Source organism: Coriobacteriia bacterium (assembly GCA_003149935.1).
Classification (GTDB): domain Bacteria; phylum Actinomycetota; class Coriobacteriia; order Coriobacteriales; family QAMH01; genus QAMH01.
On sequence record QAMH01000005.1, the window covers coordinates 56792 to 74231 of the forward strand.

The following is a 17440-nucleotide window of genomic DNA, read 5'->3' on the forward strand; positions in this document are numbered from 1 at the left end:
ATGGCCCAAGTGCAGGCAAAGATCCCCGTGCTGCTCATGGTTTCGGGCGGCTCGGATTCCACGGCCTTGCTCGAGCTCGTCTGCACGTATGTTGCAGGCGAACGCTCCGATGAAGGGCTTTTCGCGATGCTCACGGATTCGTTGCCCGCTCCCGATCGCATCGTGCCCTTCGTCCTGCACGTGAACCATATGCTGCGGGGCGAGGATTCCGATGGTGACGAGCGCTTCGTGCGCGAGCTTTGCGAGAAGCTCGACGTACCCTGCGAGGTGCAGCGCGTGGATGTCGGCGCTCTCGCGCGCTCGCGCAGGGGAGGGATGGAGGCAATCGCACGTGAGGAACGCTATCGCCTGGCATCCTCGGCGCTGGATCGCGTTTGCGCTCGGGTGGGCGCCAAGGATGGGCTCATCTGCACCGCGCATACGATTGACGATCGCGTCGAGACCTTCTTCATGCGCGCCCTCGTGGGAACGGGGCCCGGGGGTCTTGCGTCCATTCCGCGCGTCCGCGGCAATCTGCGTCGTCCATTGCTCGACGCATCGCGCGAGCAATTGCGCGACTGGCTGAGGAAGCGCCATCCCGGCGTGCCCGACGAGGAACTTTGGCGTGAGGACGAGACGAATCTCACGGGCGATAACTTCCGCAGTCAGATACGTCGCGAGCTCATCCCCGTACTTCGCGAGTTTCGTCCGGGTTTCGAGGGTTCGCTTGCCCAGACCATGGACCTCATTGCCGACGAGGACGAGGCACTACGGTGTCAGGCGGATTCGATTGCCTACCGGACGCTCGTGTGGGATGGCGAGACCGCGTCTATGCCGGTTGAAGCGCTGCGCTCGCTCAGCCGGTCCATGGCACGCCGTGTGATGCGCGCCTGTCTCCTCGTGGTCAATCCCGACGCCCGTCTCGAGGCTGCTCAAATCGACCGTGTGCTTGACGGATTCGAGGATGAGGGCTTCACGACCGAGACCTCGGGTGGCCTGCGCGTGAGCGTGTCCGGTGATGCGCTCGTCATTCGCAAGGTGCAGTAGGCGCAAGGCGTCCGTTTGCGGGCTGGTTTTCGTGATGTTGACGCTCGAAACCGGTCTCACATAATCGAAATTTTTATGCATGCGGCTTGCAAACAATGGGAGGCGTCATCGCACAACGATGCTCGCGCATCCCGGAGCCGAGGCGGTCACCGCCTGGAAGGCCTTGGGGGAGGCGTAGGAGACGATGACGGCACCAGATGCGTCCATGACCTCAATGGTCGAGCCCGCGCTTCCGCTCGTGCGCTCCATAAGGTACGCCTGCGTGCCGCCGGTGAAGTCCTCGGCCATGGCGGCGCTACCCATGAGGATCACGTTGCCGCCGTTGACGGTCGCTCCGTACTCGTAGTCAAGGCCGCTGTCGTCGGAGTTCGAAGCACCGTTTACGAACACGGTTCCGCCGTTAATTTCGATGTAGCCGTTGGAATCCAGGCCATCTCCGTCGGCATTTACCACAAGTGTGCCGCCGTTGATCTGGATGAGGCATTCCTCGCTTGCGCTGGGCATCGTCATGGCGCCTCCCTGTCGACCGGGGCCAGCCCCGTCTTGCGAACCTCCCACGTCCTGAGATCTGTCACCTTGTCCGTCGGGCGGGGCCATTGCGCCCTGGGGGCGTCCGCCCGCATCGCCTTCGGGTCTTGCGGGAGGCGTGCCCTCGTCTCCCTGTGTCATGGCAGGAGGCTGGTCGCCTTGGGGCATGGCGGGCGGTTGGCTGTTCTGAGGCGTGGTCCCTTGCGACACGTCGTCCGTGCTCGTCGAGTCCTCGGCGGCCGATGCGTTCACGCCGTCATCGCTTGCCACGATGCTGGTCTCTCCGCCGTGTACGATAATCTTCTCGGCTTCGTAGCCCTCCACGCAGCTTTCCACGTTTACCGTGCCGTCCGCGATGTAGAACAGGTATTCCGAATGAAACGCGTCATCTCTCGCGTTCACGGTTACCTTGCCTCCGCCGATTTTGATAGCGTCATTGCCGCGCACGGCATCCTCGGCGCTCGTGACGCTGATGGCGCCGCCGGTGATGACCGTGTCGTCCTTGGAGGCGATGCCATGGCGATAGTTGCCGGTCACCTCAAGCGCGCCCGACCCATTGATGGTCAGGTCGTCCTTGGAGTACAGCGCGGCGTACGGCTCGTCCTCACCCTCGGCAAGGGCATAGTCTGCTCCGTCCGAAAGCACGTTGGTCGAGCCGTCGGCAAGCGTGAGGAAGACCTTGTCGGCTTGGTCGACCTGAATGGCCGGTCCGTCCTCGTTGTGGATGGTGACGCCGTCGAGCACGATCTGCGCCTTGTCGTTATCCCCTGGCAGGCTCACCACGATTTGACCGTCGGCTAGCGTGCCGGAGACGACATAGGTCCCGTCGGCTGATATGGTGACGGTTGATCCATCGGCCGTGGCACCCTCGCCCGTGACGGAGGCACCCGAGCCGTCAAGCACGATCTTGGTTGCGGTCGCCTCGTCGTAGCTGGGGTCGAGATCGCGGTCGGTGAAGCGGAGCTGTTCCTCGATCGTCTTGTCGCTCGAGCTTCCAGATTGCTGATCCTGGTCCGTTCCGGATGCCGAGCATCCGGCGAGGCCGGTGACGAGCGCCATGCTTGTCAGGGCGGCGATTATCCTTTTCATCTAGAGCACCTCCTGGGCCTTCGGCGCGTAGCCGAGGGAAATCTTCAGGTTGCCATTGAGGCAACGCAATTCGTCGATGAGCGCCTTCTCGAGCCCCTGCTCCTTGAGGTGCAGCATGTACTCGAGCTGGAATAGGCTTCCCATGTTTGTCGTCTGCACGTTCATGAGCTTGTACTCAGCCGCATAACGTCCGAGCGCCTCCTCGAAGACGCCGTCGTATTCGAGGTCCTCGGGTATGGTGATTCGCAGCATCTTGTCAGGTTCGTGTGGCTTGCCAAAGGGCGTCATCACGTAGATAACGTTCACGATTGCCACGATCACCGTGAACATGATGGCGAGGATGATGAATCCCATGCCGGTGGCAAGGCCGATGGCCATGGCGAGGAACACGCTTCCGATGTCCTTGGCACTGCCGGGGATCGAGCGGAAGCGCACGAGGTTGAACACGCCCATGACGGCGATGCCGACGCCCAGGTTTCCGTTTACCAGCGTGATGACCATCTGGACGATGAGCGGGAGTAGGGCAAGCGTCACCACGAAGTTCTTGCTGTGGTCGTGGCGAAACATGTAGACGAGCGCGCAGACGATACCGAGCACGATGGAGGCGAGGCAGCAGACGAGAAACTCGCCCGAGGTCACCTGCGACGCGAGTGACTGCGAGTTGGCGTAAATAGATGTGAGCGCGGAATCAAGCATGGGCGGCCTTCCTTTCTTCGTGACGTGCGGCGGACATGCAGGCGGCCACACCGTATTTCGAAAACGATTGGGGGTAGACGTGTAGCGAGCTCAGGGCATCGGTGATCCAGTGGGGAAGTGACGTGCTCGTCTTGAGTTCCATCACCGAGGTGGCGGGTTCGAGAATGGGGTGGGTGACCGGATCACCCGCCGCGAGATCGACGTAGCAAAGCTCGTCATCGAAGGTGATGCGCGGTTCGGCGGCTTCGTTTTGGGGAGCCCAGGCCACACGCCAGCACAGTATGGCCGCGGACGGCTCGAGGCCGTCGTAGCGCCCGAGTGCTGCCTCGATCTCGTGGGCGATCTGCACGTCAATCGTGAGGTGATGTGTCAGGGGGTCAGACCCCTTGACACACGCAAGCGGGTACGTCGTCATCGCCGCCTCGTAGGAGGCGCCGTGCGCAAGTGCCCATGCGCCCATGAGCGACATGCGCACGCGTCGCTTGTAGACGATGCCCTTGTACTTCTTCTTGAGTTCGAAGAAGGCGGGAATCGCAAGGAGCATGTCACCGTAGAAAGCCCGCGCGGCGACAAGACCGTGTTGGCACAGGAAGATAAGTGCGGTGCCATCTTCCCGCCCGTAGACTCGTATGCGCAGCTTCTCCTTGTACACGGGCTTTTCCAGTGATCGCGCGATGATCGAGCGGTCGGGCGTGTCGAGATACACGCTCGTGACAAGCGTTCGACCGTAGTCGTCAGGCGACATGAATTGTCGGGCCGCCGCCTCGATCGTCCGCCTCTGCGTTGCGTCTATCAGGTACTTCTTCTCACATCGTTTGAATACGCTCGTTATCATCGTCATTCCCTTCGTGTTTCCGGAAGGGATGATACGGAGCGAAGCTTGAATGAAGATTGAACCCTCGCGAACCGCGCGGTTTTGCTACTTCACGGGAATGTGCACCGTGAAGGTGATGGAGGGAGTTTGCTCGTCGAGGATGGCGTCAATTGTCCCACCGTGTGCATTGACGATGCTTTGCGCGATAGCGAGGCCGAGCCCGTAATGCGAGCTTGCGCCATCGGCCGCTTCGTTCGTGCGGGCCTCATCACCGCGCGCAAAGCGCTCGAAGAGCTTGGCGTCTTTCAGGCGCTCGGTGTCTTCGGGCTCTATCGCGTTGCTCACCGAGATCTGCGCGTTGGCGCCAACGCGGGCAAGCGATAGCTTCACTGTCGTGTTTGCCGCTCCATGGCTTATGGCATTGTCGAGCAGTATGGCGACAAGGCGCGAGAGCTCGGGCGCGTTGCCCTTGACCTCGACGCCGTCCGAAATCTTGCTTTCGAGCTGCATGTCACGCTCGAAGGCAACGGGCTCGTGAGAGAGGCATTCGGCCTCGACAAGGCGGCTCAGGTCTACCTTCTCGCGCGTCATCGCGTTGCTTTCGGTGCGAGCGAGCTCCAGAAGCTGTGTCACGAGCACGCCCATCTGCTCGTTTTCATGGCGGATGTTCGCAAGCCAGGGGTTATCGCCCACCTCGCGCTGGAGAAGCTCGGCGTTCGCCTCCATCACTGCGACGGGCGTCTTGAGCTCATGCCCCGCGTCCGAGATGAAGCGACGCTGCGCTTCGTAGGCCTGCTGCATGGGCCGCACGATGCGTCCGGCAAGCCAACGGGCCACGAAGAAGAGCAGCACGAGCATGACGAGCCCAACGATGAGCGTGTAGCGGAAAAGCGTCCCCATGCTCTCGGTCACGAGGGTGTTATCCATGAACGCGACGAGCGTGTATCCTGCGGTACGCTCCACGGCGAACATGAGCGAGCCCTCGAGCCCGCTGCGCTCGTTCTTGTCAAGCGCGTTATGGGCAAAGCCGACAAGGTCGCTGATCGTGTACCCATTCGCGTTGATGCTCTCCACGGACACTACCAATCCGTTGGCATCGAAGAGCACGGCGTAGAACGGTGCCGAGGGGGAGGGGTTTTCAAATTGGCGTTGTCGCAGATTATCAGGTCGCACGAATCCGGAGGGAAGGCGATTGGCCTGGTAGTTTGCCGCGTAGTTTTCGAGCATATGCGTGTTGCGATCATAGACCTCGGCATAGCTGAACGCGTAGATGGCGGCAAGCGTGGCGACGAAGAGCGTCACGAGTATGGCCATGATGGCAGCAATGATACGACGACGAGATTGCGCGAACAGCGAGGACGTCTTCATGATTGCACCTCGGGCGGAAGCTGAAGCTCGTAGCCCACGCCACGCACGGCCTTGATCTTCGAGGCCGACCCGATGAACGCGAGCTTCTTTCTCGTGAAGGTGAGGTAGACCTCGATCTTGTTGTACTCTGCGTCGTTGTCGTAACCCCAGACGCGTTGCGCGAGCTGGTCGCGCGTGAGTATGCGACCGCGGTTGCGCAGGAAGTACTCGAGGATGCGAAACTCCTTGTCGCCAAGTCGCACGCTCTCGCCGGTATGGACGTTGCGCAAGGTGAGCGTTGTTTCATCAAGTGCGATGTCACCGCCGGAGAGCTGCGCGTCGTCATTCATGCCGCTGCCGCGACGCACGAGGGCGCGCAGGCGCGCGAGCAGTTCCTCGGTGAGAAACGGCTTGGTGAGATAGTCGTCGGCTCCGCTATCAAGCCCCTGCACCTTGTCCTCGAGCTCTCCACGGGCGGTGAGCATGAGGATGGGGGTGGAGATGCCTTCGCGCCGCAGGGCACTCGTGATGGCAAAACCGTCGGAGCCGGGAAGCATTACGTCGAGGATGAGGGCATCATAGACGTTTGCCTGGGCCGCCAGCAGCGCCTCGGTGCCGTTGGCAAACCAGTCGACGTCATAGCCCTCTTGGCGCAACAGTTCCAGGAGTGCCTCTGCCATGCGTCGCTCGTCCTCGGCAAGCAAGAGCTTCATCGTACGCCATCCCATCATCTGGTCTCGTGATGCGTCGCATCCATGATAAACGACCGGACGGGGAAGTGGACTGGAACAAATGGGCGAGGGCGAGGACATTGGGGACGTAGCGTAGTGTCCGGGCATGAGACACATTGGACAGGTACATCTGTCTCATTGGACCCAATGAGACAGATGTACCTGTCCAATGTGTCTCACAAAAATGCCCCTTGCGCGGATGGCGAACTTGCCCCATAATCTCGCCGCTGTGTTTTTCTGCGAAGCTTCCGGAATCCCGCTCAGGCGCGAGACCGGGGGTGGAGAAAACTCTGGAGAATCTCTTAAATGAGTGCCGAAGGTGCAAGGTCCGTAAGGACCGAAACTCTCAGGCAAAAGGACAGAGGCACATTTTTGACCTTCTCTGGCAGCGCTGTTTTATTGTGCAAGGGAGGGTTTTTCTTATGGACGTCCTATACGACATCGTCGTAACCATCAACACCTATCTGTCTAACTACGTGCTCATCATCTTGCTCGTGGCTATGGGTCTGGTCTTCACCATCCGCACGAAGTTCGTGCAGATACGCTTCTTCGGCGAGGGTATGCGCCGCGTCTTCGGAGAGTTCAATCTCTTCGGTGGCAAGAAGAGGAGCGGCATCAGCTCGTTTCAGGCGCTCGCCACAGCCGTTGCCGCGCAGGTCGGCACGGGCAACATCGTCGGTGCTTGCGGCGCCATCTTGATTGGCGGTCCGGGTGCCATCTTCTGGATGTGGCTCATCGCCTTCCTCGGCATGGCAACCAACTACGCCGAGGCCGTGCTCGCCCAGAAGACGCGCGAGGTCGATGAGGATGGCACCGTTCACGGTGGTCCGGTCTATTACATCACCAAGGCCTTCACGGGCGCGGGTGGCAAGTTCCTCGCGGGCTTCTTTGCCGTGTCCATCATCCTGGCCCTCGGCTTCATGGGCTGTATGGTCCAGTCCAACTCGATTGCCGCTACCTGCAACACTGCCTTTGGCATCCCCACCTGGGTCATGGGCCTGCTCATCGTCTTCTTCGCGGGTCTCGTCTTCCTCGGCGGCGTGCAGCGCCTGGCATCCGTTACCGAGAAGCTCGTCCCCATCATGGCCATCATTTACCTTATCGGTGGCCTCGTCGTCCTCATTCTCAACATCCAGCACCTGCCGGGCGCTTTCGCGCTCATCTTCCAATGTGCGTTTAACCCGCAGGCCGAGGTTGGTGGCGTGACCTTTGGCATCATCGCCGCAATAAGCCAGGGAGCCAAACGCGGTCTGTTCTCCAACGAGGCCGGTATGGGCTCCACGCCGCACGCGCATGCGCTTGCCGACGTCAAGGACCCGCATCATCAGGGTACGGTTGCCATGATCGGCGTCTTCATCGACACCTTCGTGGTCGTCACCATGACGGCACTCGTCGTTATCTCCGTCCTCTATGTGGGCGGCCCGCTCTCCGTTGACGCGACGGGATTGGCCGAGGGCATCGATAAGACCAACATGGCGCAGCTCGCATTTGGCACGTTCTTCGGGTCGACCTTCGGCAACTCGTTCGTCGCCATCTGCCTGCTCATGTTCGCGTTCTCGACGATTCTCAGCTGGAACCTCTTTGCCAAGCTCAACGTCGAGTATCTCTTCGCCCGCTTCGGCAAGATGCCGGTCAAGATCTTCTCGGTCATCGCGCTCATCTTCATCTTCCTGGGCTCGCTGCTCTCGAATGATCTGGTGTGGGAGCTTGCCGACATGTTCAACCAGCTCATGGTCATTCCCAATGCCATCGCGCTGTTTGCCATGTCGGGCGTGGTCGCGGCCGTCGTCAAGGAACACCACCATGGCGAGAAGGTCGAGCTCGACAAGTAGCTGCGTAGCAACATGAAAAAAGAAGCGGGGCTCGCGCATGTGCGGGCCCCGTTTGTTTGCGGTTTCGTGACGAAGTCGATATAGTCTAAACTTTTTATATGCACATGACATAATGGTGCAAGCCATTGTCTCGAGACGGAAAGGCGTTTTGTGTACGAGGACATACAGGAAGTGCTCTTCAGGCAGGAGCAGATCCAAGCCCGCGTCGCGCAGATGGGTGCGCAAATCACCATCGACTATGCCGATAGGCAACCCCTCGTCGTCATCTCGGTGCTCAAGGGTGCCGCCATCTTCATGGCAGACCTCGTCCGCGCCATCGACCTTCCGCTCGAGATGGACTTCATGGCCGTGAGTTCCTACGGGCTGGATGCCACGTCATCCGGGACCGTGACAATTGTCAAGGACTTGAACACGTCAATTGAGGGCAAGCACGTCCTCATTGCCGAGGACATCCTTGACTCGGGCTTGACCCTGGACTTCCTCATGAAGGAGCTTTCCAGTCGCAAGCCTGCAACGCTCGAAATCGCCACGCTGCTGCGCAAGCAGGGCGCGCAGAAGATCGATCTTGCGTGTGCGTATGTCGGGTTCGATTGCCCTGACGAGTTCATTGTCGGATATGGGCTCGATTATGCCGAGCGCTACCGCAACCTGCCTTGCGTTGCCGCGTTAAAACCAGAGGTCTATCAGTAGGCCTGATGATTGCTAGATAAGGAGAAGTTGAGTGGAAGAGCCCAACACCACCAAGAAAAAGGGTCCGAATCCCCGCAATATCGTCCTGTACGTGCTCCTGGGGCTCGTGCTCGTTGCTCTTGTGGGAAGCCAGCTTTTGAACTTTGGCCCGCAGCAGGAGATCGACGAGCTCATCACGAGCGACTTCGTCACGGCGGTCAACGAGGATCGCGTGGCCGAGGTTACCTATCATGCCGCATCCGCGACGCTCGATGGCACCTACTACAAGGACGCCGCAGCCAAGGAAGCCGGTGAGCTTTCGAGCTTCAAGTCGACTTATACCGGCGATGACATGTTGCAGGAGCTCATGGCAGCTCATCCGGAAACCAAGTACAACGAGGATGTCACCACCTCGGGTTGGATCACGACGCTCCTCACGACGCTTCTGCCGCTGCTCCTCATCTTTGGCGTGCTCATTTTCTTCATGTCGCAAGTGAGCGGCGCGAATAGCAAGCAGATGCAATTTGGCAAGACCAAGGCCAAGAAGGTCTCGGAGGAGACGCCCAAGGTGCGCTTCTCGGACGTTGCCGGTATCGATGAGGCCGTCGAGGAGCTCGAGGAGATCAAGGACTTCCTTTCGAACCCGGCCAAATACCAGGCGATGGGCGCGAAGATCCCGCGCGGCGTGCTGCTTGTCGGCCCTCCGGGCACGGGCAAGACGCTTCTCGCACGTGCCGTCGCCGGTGAGGCCGGCGTGCCCTTCTTCAGCATCTCCGGCTCCGACTTCGTCGAGATGTTCGTCGGTGTCGGTGCCTCGCGCGTGCGCGACCTCTTCGCGCAGGCCAAGGAGAGCGCCCCCGCCATCATCTTCATCGACGAGATCGATGCCGTCGGTCGCCAGCGCGGCGCTGGCCTCGGTGGTGGCCATGACGAGCGCGAGCAGACGCTCAACCAGCTCCTCGTCGAAATGGACGGCTTCGAGAGCAACGATTCCGTCATCATGATTGCCGCGACCAACCGCGTCGACATCCTCGATCCCGCCCTGCTCAGGCCTGGCCGCTTCGACCGTCAGATCGTCGTCGATCGCCCCGATCTCAAGGGCCGCGAGCAAATCCTCAAGGTACACTGCGAGGGCAAGCCGATGGCAAGCGACGTTGACCTGGCTGCCCTGGCCTCGCTCACGAGTGGCTTTACGGGTGCCGACCTCGCCAACCTGCTTAACGAGGCGGCGCTGCTGGCCGCCCGTCGCGGCAAGAGCATCATCACCAACGATGAGGTCACCGAGTCCATGGAGCGCGTCGTTGCCGGTCCCGAGCGCAAGGGTCGCATCATGACCGAGAAGGAGAAGACGACGATTGCCTACCATGAGTCCGGTCATGCGCTCGTGGGTCATCTGCTCAACCACACCGATCCCATCCACAAGATTTCGATCATCGCGCGTGGTCAGGCTCTTGGCTACACGCTTTCCATCCCGAGCGAGGATCGATTCCTGCAGTCCAAGAGCGAGATGATCGATAACCTCGCCATGTTCCTGGGTGGCCGCGTCGCCGAGGAGATCATGAACGATGGCGACGTCACGACCGGTGCCTCCAACGACCTCGAGCGTGCGACGAAGATGGCCAAAGCCATGGTCACGCGCTATGGCATGAGCGATATTCTGGGTCACCAGGTTTACGGCGAACCCAACCAGGAGGTCTTCCTCGGCCGTGACTTTGGCTCGACGCCGGATTACAGCCAGGAGACCGCCAACACAATCGACGAGGAAGTCGCGCGTCTCATGACGACGGCGCATGACACGGCATTCCGCATCCTCTCCGAGAATCGCACGCAGCTCGAGCTCATGGCCAGCGTCTTGCTCGAGCGCGAGACCGTCGAGGGCAAGGCTGTCGAGGCCCTGCTCGACAATAGCTGGGACGAGTACATCGAGTGGGAGAAGACGCATCCCAAGGAGGCCGAGGAGGACCGCAAGGACATCCTTACGGCCGCCGAGAACGCCGGAGCTCCGCACGAGCTCATGGGGCCGGAAGATGTGGCCGACATGCCAGCTCCCGTGTCACCCCCTCCGCCCGATTCCGATGAGGAGGAGCGCTAGGTGGATACCGCCAAGATAGAAGAGGGTGTCAGGCTCATTCTCGAGGGCGTGGGCGAAGACCCGGACCGCGAGGGCCTGCGCGAGACACCCGCGCGCGTGGCTCGCATGTACGAGGAAATCCTTGCGGGTTTGCATGAGGACCCCACCGAGCTTTTCGTCAAGAAGTTCAACGAGGGGCATCAGGAAATGGTGCTCGTCCATGACATTCCCATCTATTCCATTTGCGAGCATCACCTCGTGCCGTTCTATGGCGTGGCTCACGTGGCTTATGTGCCCAATCCGTCAGGTCAGATTTGCGGCATCTCCAAGCTTGCTCGCCTGGTCGATCTCTTTGCCCGACGTCCGCAGGTGCAGGAGCGCCTGACTTCCCAGGTTGCCGATACGCTCGTCAGAGAACTCGAGCCGCAGGGCGTGCTCGTCGTGCTTGAGTGCGAGCACTTGTGCATGTCCATGCGTGGCATCAAGAAACCTGGGTCCAAGACGACGACGTCTGCCGTGCGCGGCAGTTTCATCACCTCGGCCGAGACGCGCGCCGAGGCTCTCAGCCTTATCCGACAGGGGAGGTAGGCGCCCATGCGGGCACGTACATGGCATTGCGGTCCCTTTGATTTCGATCTCTCGGCACCCGTCGTCATGGGCATATGCAATGTCACGCCCGACTCGTTCAGCGACGGTGGCATGCACGCCACCGTGCCCGAGGCCCTCGAACATGCCCGTGGCCTGCTTGCTGCCGGTGCAGACATCATCGACGTGGGAGGCGAATCGACACGACCCGGTGCCGAGGAAGTGCCCCCCGATGTCGAGCTTGAGCGTGTGCTGCCCGTGGTGCGCGAGCTTGCCGCGCAGGGCGTGGCAGTGAGCGTGGATACGCGCCATGCGAGCGTGGCCGCTGCGTGCATCGATGCGGGTGCGTGCATCATCAACGACGTCTCCGGCTTCAGGAGCCTCGAGATGCGCGAGCTCGCGGCACGAAGCGACGTAGGGCTCGTGGTCATGCATATGCGCGGTACGCCCAAGACCATGCAGGAGGCCCCTGTCTACGATGATGTTGTCCTCGATGTCGAGCAGGAGCTCTCGCGCATGGCTGCGCGCTTGAGTGCCGAGGGTGTCGCACCCGAGCGCATCTGTCTCGACTTTGGAATCGGCTTTGGCAAGAACATCGCGCATAATCTCGCCCTCGTGCAGGCGACGGCATTCTTTGCCGATTTGGGCTATCCGCTCATGGCCGCAGTGAGTCGCAAGTCCTTCATCGGTGCGATGAGTGCCGAAAGCGCACCTGCCATGCGCGATCGTGCATCGGCCCTGTGCGCGGCGTTCATGGCCGGACAGGGTGCGCGCATCCTACGCGTCCACAACGTGGCTGCCACACGCGAGATGCTACGTGATTCGCATCGTGCAATCATTGCGCTTGGCTCCAACATGGGCAATTGCTGCGGGCACCTTGACGATGCGCTTGCGAGCTTGCGGCTCAATCCCGATGTCTGGGTCGGTGCCGTTTCCGAATACGTCACGAGCGAGCCGGCCTATCTTGAGGCACAAGCTCCCTTCGTTAATGCCGTTGCGCTTATCCAGACCACGCTCACGCCACATGAGCTGCTGCACATGCTTCAAGGCCTCGAGGCCGAGCATGGACGTGTGCGTAGCGAGGAGAACGGACCGCGTCCGCTCGACCTCGACATCATCGATTACGAGGGTGTCGTCTGCGCAGACGAGGAGCTTGATTTGCCGCATCCGCTTGCACTCGAGCGTGATTTCGTCGTGACGCCGCTGCTCGATATCATGCCCTTCTGCGAGCTTGCGAATGGCATTGCGGTCACACGCGACAAGGTAACGGTGGGTCAGGTTATGGGGCCCGCGCGGGACATGCTGGCCTGACGGGTGAGACACATTGGACAGGTACATCTGTCTCATTGCGAAATCGCAATGAGACAGATGTACCTGTCCAATGTGTCTCACCCGTCCCCGTTTGCAGCCAATCGGGACAAACGCTTGCATTATGTGTTACCATGTGCAATTAGCATATCTGGTGCCACAATCAGAAGTGCAGCTCAAATGTAGAAACTGATAGGTAAAGGAGTCCCAACATGGACGACGCAGGTATCGAGGAGCTCCTCGACGAGCTTGCCGAGCGCATCGAGCAGTCCAAGCCTGTCTTGGGCAATAGCCAGAAGCGCCAGGTCGAAATTGGCCCCATTTTTGAGATTCTTGATGAGATTCGCGATATCTTCCCGGAGGAGTTACGCCAGGCTCGCATCATCGTTCGTGACCGTCAGGGCATGATCGAGGCCGCAGAGATCGACGCCAATCGCATCCTCGAGGATGCAGAGCGCCAGGCCGAGCATCTTGCCGGCGAGCAGGAGGTCGTGCGCCTCGCCGAGCAGCGCGCCCAGGAGGTCATCGACGATGCCATGGCCCGCGAGCGCGAGATGCGCGTCGGTGCCGAGGACTACGCCGATCAGATCTTCGCCAATCTCGAGACGAATCTCGATAACCTTCTCAAGAACGTCACGCGTTGCCGTCAGCGCTTGAACAGCGGTATGACCGACTAATCTGTTCATTGCTCGACGGCTCGATAGCTGGGAGGTCGAGCAATGCAGCAGCTCGTTGTTTCCATTCATCCGGATCTCGTCGAACCGGCATCGACGCGCTTTCTCGAGGGAACGCTCGACGAGACATCCTACCGCGTGGGCGGCATGGATCTCGAAACGCCGGATGGCATTCAGTATCAACTTCAATTGACAAACACCGGAGAGGGCATCGTGCTCTCCGGTGAGGCAAGTTGCACGGCAATCACGCCGTGCACGCGTTGCCTTGTACCCACTCGCATCGAGGTTTCGGGCGCTGTCGAGGGTTACTATCTGCTCGAAGCGTCTGAAGATGTCGATGGCTACGAAGACGACGAGTTCGAGGTCATCGGTGCCGATGGCAGCTTCGATATTGCGCCGGCCATCATCGCCGCCCTCGTCTATGCGACGCCGTACGTGGTCCTCTGCAAGGAAGATTGCGCGGGCTTGTGCCCGCACTGCGGAGCAGATCTCAACGAGGGGCCTTGCGCCTGCAACCAAGAAGATGAGATCGACCCCACCAATCCCTTCGCGGTCCTCAAGGACCTCAAGCTCGAAGACGAGTGACGTAAACCCCGTGGGCTACAAGACATACACCTGTCCTCACGCTGCACGTTGCGGTGGCTGCGAGTGGCTTTCCGTCCCCTATCCCATTCAGCTTTCGCGCAAGCGCGCGATGCTCGAGGAGCTCTTCGAGCCACTTGGCTGTGGTGTTGATGCCGTGATCGGCATGGACGAGCCGATTGCCTATCGTCACAAGATCATGACGCCGTATGCGCCCGGCAGGGAGGGCAAGCCGCGTCTTGGCATGTACGAGCGCGGTACGCACAAGCTCATCGAGGTACGCGAGTGTCTGGTCGAACACAAGGCGGGGCGCCCCATACTCAATAGCATCGCCGAGCTCGCGCAGGGCTTTCACATTCCCGCCTACGACGAAAGCACCGGCAAGGGCCTGCTGCGCCATGCGATCGTGCGCGTGGGCAAGGGCACGGGGCAGATCATGGTGACGTTCGTCGTCAATCGCAAGGAGTTCCCGCGCAAGAAGGCGTTCGTCACCGCGTTGCGCAAACGACATCCCGCCATCGAGAGCGTGAGCTTCAACGTGAACACACGGCGCACCAATGCCGTGCTCGGTCCACTTACGATGACGGCGTATGGGCAGGGATGGATCGAGGACGAAGTCTGTGGCTGCACGTTCCGCATTCCGGCGACCGCGTTCTATCAGACCAATCCCGCGCAAACGGAAGTGCTCTATCAGACGGCGATTGACATGGCCAAGCTCCGCGAGGGCGACCGTGTGCTTGACGCGTACTGCGGCATCGGCACCATCGGCATCATCGCCGTCAAGCAGGCGCGTGTCGAGCTTGTCGGCGTGGAGAGTGTCGAGGCTGCGGTAGAAATTGCCGCAGAAAACGCGCGCGTCAATCGCGTGAAGAACGCGAGTTTCGTATGTGCAGATGCAGGGGAGTACCTGACGAAATCCCAGGAGGCATTCGATGTCGTCATCCTCGATCCGCCACGCGCCGGCGCTTCCGAGGAGTTTCTGGCAAGCGTCCTGGTTGCCGCGCCTCGTCGCATCGTATACGTTAGCTGCAATCCCACCACGCAGCTGCGCGATATCGAGCGTCTTATGCCTGCCTACCATGTGAGCAGGCTCGTGGGTGTCGACATGTTTCCTCACACCAAGCACCTCGAGAGCATCGCATTGCTCGAAAGAAACTAAGCTGCCCCTTTGTCATCCGACCGCGCAGCCTCCATATTGTCATTTCGAGCGAAGCGAAGTCGAGAAATCTCACCATCCTATACGGCGAGAGAGATTCCTCGACTTCGGCGCTATGCGCCTGCGCTCGAAATGACAAGGGGCCATTCATCACTCAAAGTAGTGGAGACGAACTTTTCTCTTCACTCTCATGCGAAAGCGTGATATATTACTTTTTCGCGTGCTCTAAGAGATTCTGCGTGTCCAGGCGACGCGCTTGCTAGAAAGGTTTGAGACGATGGCAGTACCTAAGCGTAAAACAGGCAGGATGAGGACCCATTCTCGTCGTTCTTCCAACGACGTATGCAAGACGGCTGCGCGTTCCGTTTGCCCGCAGTGCGGCGAGGTCAAGCTTCCGCATACCGTTTGCCCGAGCTGCGGCTATTACAAGGGCCGAGAGGTTCTCGTCGTCGAGGACTAACGGCAATATACACATTGCATGTAATCCTGCAGATGGTCATCCGTTTGCAGGATTATTTCTTTATTCTGAGAAAAACTGGTTGTGAGGCGGGTTGATGAGCATGGATGAAATCAAGGTCGTCGTAGATGCGCAGGGTGGTGACAATGCCCCCGGCGTTGTTCTCGAGGGCGTTGCTCAGGCGGTAGCGCAAGATCCCTCGATCACCGTCATCCTTACGGGTGCCGAGGACGTCATCGTCCCCTTCGCAGCCGAGCACGCCAACGTCGTGGCCCATCCCACCACCGAGGTCATCGAGATGGGCGAGCACCCGGCAGAGGCCGTGCGCCGCAAGAAGGACTCCTCGATTGTCGTGGGATGTCGCCTGGTCAAGGAGGGCGAGGCGGGTGGCTTCTTCTCCGCGGGTTCCACGGGCGCGTGCATGTCTGCGGCTACGCTCGTCATCGGCCGCATCAAGGGCGTCAAGCGTCCGGCCATCGCGACGGTGCTGCCATCGCCCGTGGCCAAGGTCGTCTTCACCGACATGGGCGCCAATGCCGATTGCAAGCCCGAATACCTCGTCCAGTTTGCGCGCATGGCGCGCGTATACGCGCAGGTTGCGCTCGGCGTCGAGAATCCGAGTGTTGGTTTGCTCAACATTGGCGAGGAGGAGACAAAGGGCTCCGAGTTCGCGCAGGAATGCCACAAGCTCATGAAGGAGCACGTTCCCAACTTCAAGGGCAATGCCGAAGGCGGCAATCTTGCGTTAGGCGGCTTCGATGTCATCGTAACCGATGGCTTTACCGGCAACGTCGCCCTCAAGGTCTACGAGGGCGTCGGCAAGGCGCTGCTCGTCGGTCTCAAGGAGACCATCTACTCGACGACCAAGTCGAAGATTGGCGGCTTGCTCATCAAGGACGCACTGTCCGCATTCAAGGAAGACCTCTCGGCCGATAAGTACGGCGGTGCCCAATTGCTTGGATGCAAGGGCGTATGTCTCATCGGGCATGGTTCGAGCAATGCGAAGGCGATTTGCAGTGGCGTGCTCGCAACGGCAGATGCGATTCGGCAGGATATGCCCAAGCGTCTTGCGCAAGCGCTGGCCGGCGACGGCGTGACAGAGGAAGTGCTCTAATATGGCCAATGAGGAAGTGCTCGCATCGCATGCGAGCGAGATAGCCAAGGCCGAGGAAATCCTTGGCTATCAGTTCAAGGACAAGCCTCTGCTCGGAGCTGCCATCACGCATCCGTCTGCGCGTGACAGGGAGAAGGCTCTCTACGATTACGAGCGCCTCGAGTTTTTGGGTGACTCCATCCTGGGTGCCATCACGGCGATATTTCTTTTCAAGCAATATCCCGATCTTGATGAGGGTGGTCTCACGCGCATCAAAGTTTCGCTCGTCTCGGGCAAGAGCCTCTCGCGCGTCGCCCGTGACGAGGGCATCGCCGACTGCATCATCTTCGGAGAAAGCGAGGCGGGTACTGACAAGCGCGGTCTCTCCTCGGCGCTCGAGAACGTCTACGAGTCGCTTGTCGCGGCACTCTATCTCGATGGTGGCATGGACGCGGCATATGCATGGGTGTCGCGCTCGCTGTTCATACATGCGGATCGCAAGCTCGCCTCGGTGCCAGAAAGCCCCAAATCCTCGTTGCAGGAGCTGCTGCAAATCGATGGCAGGCAACCGCATTACGAGATTACCGGCTTCGATGGTCCACCGCATGACCGTACCTTCTTCGCGCAGGCATTCGTCGACGACGAGATGATTGGCGAGGGAAGCGGCAAATCCAAGAAGCAAGCCGAGTCCGCTGCGGCTCAAGCTGCGCTCGACATGTTTGCGGAAAAGAAGGCGTGAATCGCTCCGCATGCGGGGCATTCGTGCGTCCATGGCGGTGCGT

At 60.2% G+C, this 17440-nt stretch carries 17 protein-coding genes and 1 riboswitch; of the genes, 12 read left to right on the plus strand and 5 right to left on the minus strand.

All coding sequences use genetic code 11. From position 1 onward, the window contains the following. Positions 1–1026 (plus strand): tRNA lysidine(34) synthetase TilS, encoded by a 1026-nt coding sequence (gene tilS / locus DBY20_02175; GenBank protein ID PWL79570.1) that lies wholly within the window; start codon positions 1–3, stop codon positions 1024–1026. A gap of 105 nt (positions 1027–1131) precedes the next feature. Here the strand turns inward: tilS and DBY20_02180 are convergent, their stop codons facing one another. From DBY20_02180 to DBY20_02200, 5 genes are all read right to left on the minus strand, one after another. After that, the gene (locus DBY20_02180; GenBank protein PWL79571.1) at positions 1132–2643 is read right to left on the minus strand and encodes a hypothetical protein; all 1512 of its coding nucleotides are present in this window, start codon (positions 2641–2643) and stop codon (positions 1132–1134) included. Next, positions 2644–3339, minus strand: a complete 696-nt coding sequence (locus DBY20_02185) for a DUF4956 domain-containing protein (GenBank protein ID PWL79572.1) — start codon at positions 3337–3339, stop codon at positions 2644–2646. Then, the gene (locus tag DBY20_02190; protein ID PWL79573.1) at positions 3332–4180 is read right to left on the minus strand and encodes a vacuolar transporter; all 849 of its coding nucleotides are present in this window, start codon (positions 4178–4180) and stop codon (positions 3332–3334) included. Before DBY20_02190 ends, DBY20_02185 begins: the two co-directional genes overlap by 8 nt. 78 nt (positions 4181–4258) lie before the next feature. Next, a complete protein-coding gene (locus DBY20_02195; GenBank protein PWL79574.1) occupies positions 4259–5521 on the minus strand; it encodes a sensor histidine kinase in 1263 nt (420 codons plus the stop codon). Beyond that, complete coding sequence (locus tag DBY20_02200) at positions 5518–6213, minus strand: DNA-binding response regulator (protein PWL79651.1); 696 nt, start codon at positions 6211–6213, stop codon at positions 5518–5520. Before DBY20_02200 ends, DBY20_02195 begins: the two co-directional genes overlap by 4 nt. Positions 6214–6511: 298 nt before the next feature. Beyond that, a riboswitch (glycine riboswitch) is annotated at positions 6512–6603 on the plus strand. Between the two features lie 50 nt (positions 6604–6653). Between DBY20_02200 and DBY20_02205 the strand changes: the two genes are divergently transcribed. The 11 genes from DBY20_02205 to rnc all read left to right on the plus strand — a co-directional run bounded on the left by DBY20_02205 (position 6654) and on the right by rnc (position 17397). Beyond that, on the plus strand, positions 6654–8063 hold the full coding sequence (locus DBY20_02205; protein PWL79575.1) for an alanine glycine permease: 1410 nt from the start codon (positions 6654–6656) through the stop codon (positions 8061–8063). Between the two features lie 150 nt (positions 8064–8213). Continuing rightward, positions 8214–8753, plus strand: coding sequence for a hypoxanthine phosphoribosyltransferase (gene hpt / locus DBY20_02210; GenBank protein ID PWL79576.1), 540 nt, complete (start codon positions 8214–8216; stop codon positions 8751–8753). 31 nt (positions 8754–8784) lie between these two features. After that, positions 8785–10824 carry a cell division protein FtsH gene (locus DBY20_02215; protein PWL79577.1) on the plus strand — a complete coding sequence of 680 codons (2040 nt, stop codon included), beginning with the start codon at positions 8785–8787 and terminating at the stop codon, positions 10822–10824. Continuing rightward, complete coding sequence (folE, locus tag DBY20_02220) at positions 10825–11391, plus strand: GTP cyclohydrolase I FolE (GenBank protein PWL79578.1); 567 nt, start codon at positions 10825–10827, stop codon at positions 11389–11391. A gap of 6 nt (positions 11392–11397) precedes the next feature. Continuing rightward, positions 11398–12699 (plus strand): dihydropteroate synthase, encoded by a 1302-nt coding sequence (locus tag DBY20_02225; GenBank protein ID PWL79579.1) that lies wholly within the window; start codon positions 11398–11400, stop codon positions 12697–12699. Positions 12700–12908: 209 nt separating this feature from the next. Further along, on the plus strand, positions 12909–13373 hold the full coding sequence (locus tag DBY20_02230; protein ID PWL79580.1) for an ATPase: 465 nt from the start codon (positions 12909–12911) through the stop codon (positions 13371–13373). Positions 13374–13415: 42 nt separating this feature from the next. Continuing rightward, positions 13416–13955, plus strand: coding sequence for a DUF177 domain-containing protein (locus DBY20_02235; GenBank protein PWL79581.1), 540 nt, complete (start codon positions 13416–13418; stop codon positions 13953–13955). A 10-nt stretch (positions 13956–13965) separates the two neighbouring features. Next, the gene (locus DBY20_02240) at positions 13966–15111 is read left to right on the plus strand and encodes a 23S rRNA (uracil(1939)-C(5))-methyltransferase RlmD (protein ID PWL79582.1); all 1146 of its coding nucleotides are present in this window, start codon (positions 13966–13968) and stop codon (positions 15109–15111) included. A gap of 274 nt (positions 15112–15385) precedes the next feature. Continuing rightward, complete coding sequence (locus DBY20_02245) at positions 15386–15568, plus strand: 50S ribosomal protein L32 (protein PWL79583.1); 183 nt, start codon at positions 15386–15388, stop codon at positions 15566–15568. Positions 15569–15662: 94 nt separating this feature from the next. Continuing rightward, a complete protein-coding gene (locus DBY20_02250; protein ID PWL79584.1) occupies positions 15663–16679 on the plus strand; it encodes a phosphate acyltransferase PlsX in 1017 nt (338 codons plus the stop codon). 1 nt (position 16680) lies between these two features. Then, on the plus strand, positions 16681–17397 hold the full coding sequence (gene rnc / locus DBY20_02255) for a ribonuclease III (protein ID PWL79585.1): 717 nt from the start codon (positions 16681–16683) through the stop codon (positions 17395–17397). The last annotated feature ends 43 nt before the right edge of the window (positions 17398–17440 follow it).

Excerpts from the sequence above, each read along its gene's own strand:
- DBY20_02190 (PWL79573.1), bottom strand. The coding sequence starts at position 4,180 with ATGACGATGATAACGAGCGTATTCAAACGATGTGAGAAGAAGTACCTG.
- DBY20_02250 (PWL79584.1), top strand. The coding sequence starts at position 15,663 with ATGAGCATGGATGAAATCAAGGTCGTCGTAGATGCGCAGGGTGGTGAC.
- DBY20_02205 (PWL79575.1), top strand. The coding sequence starts at position 6,654 with ATGGACGTCCTATACGACATCGTCGTAACCATCAACACCTATCTGTCT.
- DBY20_02230 (PWL79580.1), top strand. The coding sequence starts at position 12,909 with ATGGACGACGCAGGTATCGAGGAGCTCCTCGACGAGCTTGCCGAGCGC.
- tilS (PWL79570.1), top strand. The coding sequence starts at position 1 with ATGGCCCAAGTGCAGGCAAAGATCCCCGTGCTGCTCATGGTTTCGGGC.
- DBY20_02200 (PWL79651.1), bottom strand. The coding sequence starts at position 6,213 with ATGAAGCTCTTGCTTGCCGAGGACGAGCGACGCATGGCAGAGGCACTC.
- rnc (PWL79585.1), top strand. The coding sequence starts at position 16,681 with ATGGCCAATGAGGAAGTGCTCGCATCGCATGCGAGCGAGATAGCCAAG.
- DBY20_02195 (PWL79574.1), bottom strand. The coding sequence starts at position 5,521 with ATGAAGACGTCCTCGCTGTTCGCGCAATCTCGTCGTCGTATCATTGCT.
- DBY20_02185 (PWL79572.1), bottom strand. The coding sequence starts at position 3,339 with ATGCTTGATTCCGCGCTCACATCTATTTACGCCAACTCGCAGTCACTC.
- DBY20_02245 (PWL79583.1), top strand. The coding sequence starts at position 15,386 with ATGGCAGTACCTAAGCGTAAAACAGGCAGGATGAGGACCCATTCTCGT.
- DBY20_02225 (PWL79579.1), top strand. The coding sequence starts at position 11,398 with ATGCGGGCACGTACATGGCATTGCGGTCCCTTTGATTTCGATCTCTCG.
- DBY20_02235 (PWL79581.1), top strand. The coding sequence starts at position 13,416 with ATGCAGCAGCTCGTTGTTTCCATTCATCCGGATCTCGTCGAACCGGCA.
- DBY20_02180 (PWL79571.1), bottom strand. The coding sequence starts at position 2,643 with ATGAAAAGGATAATCGCCGCCCTGACAAGCATGGCGCTCGTCACCGGC.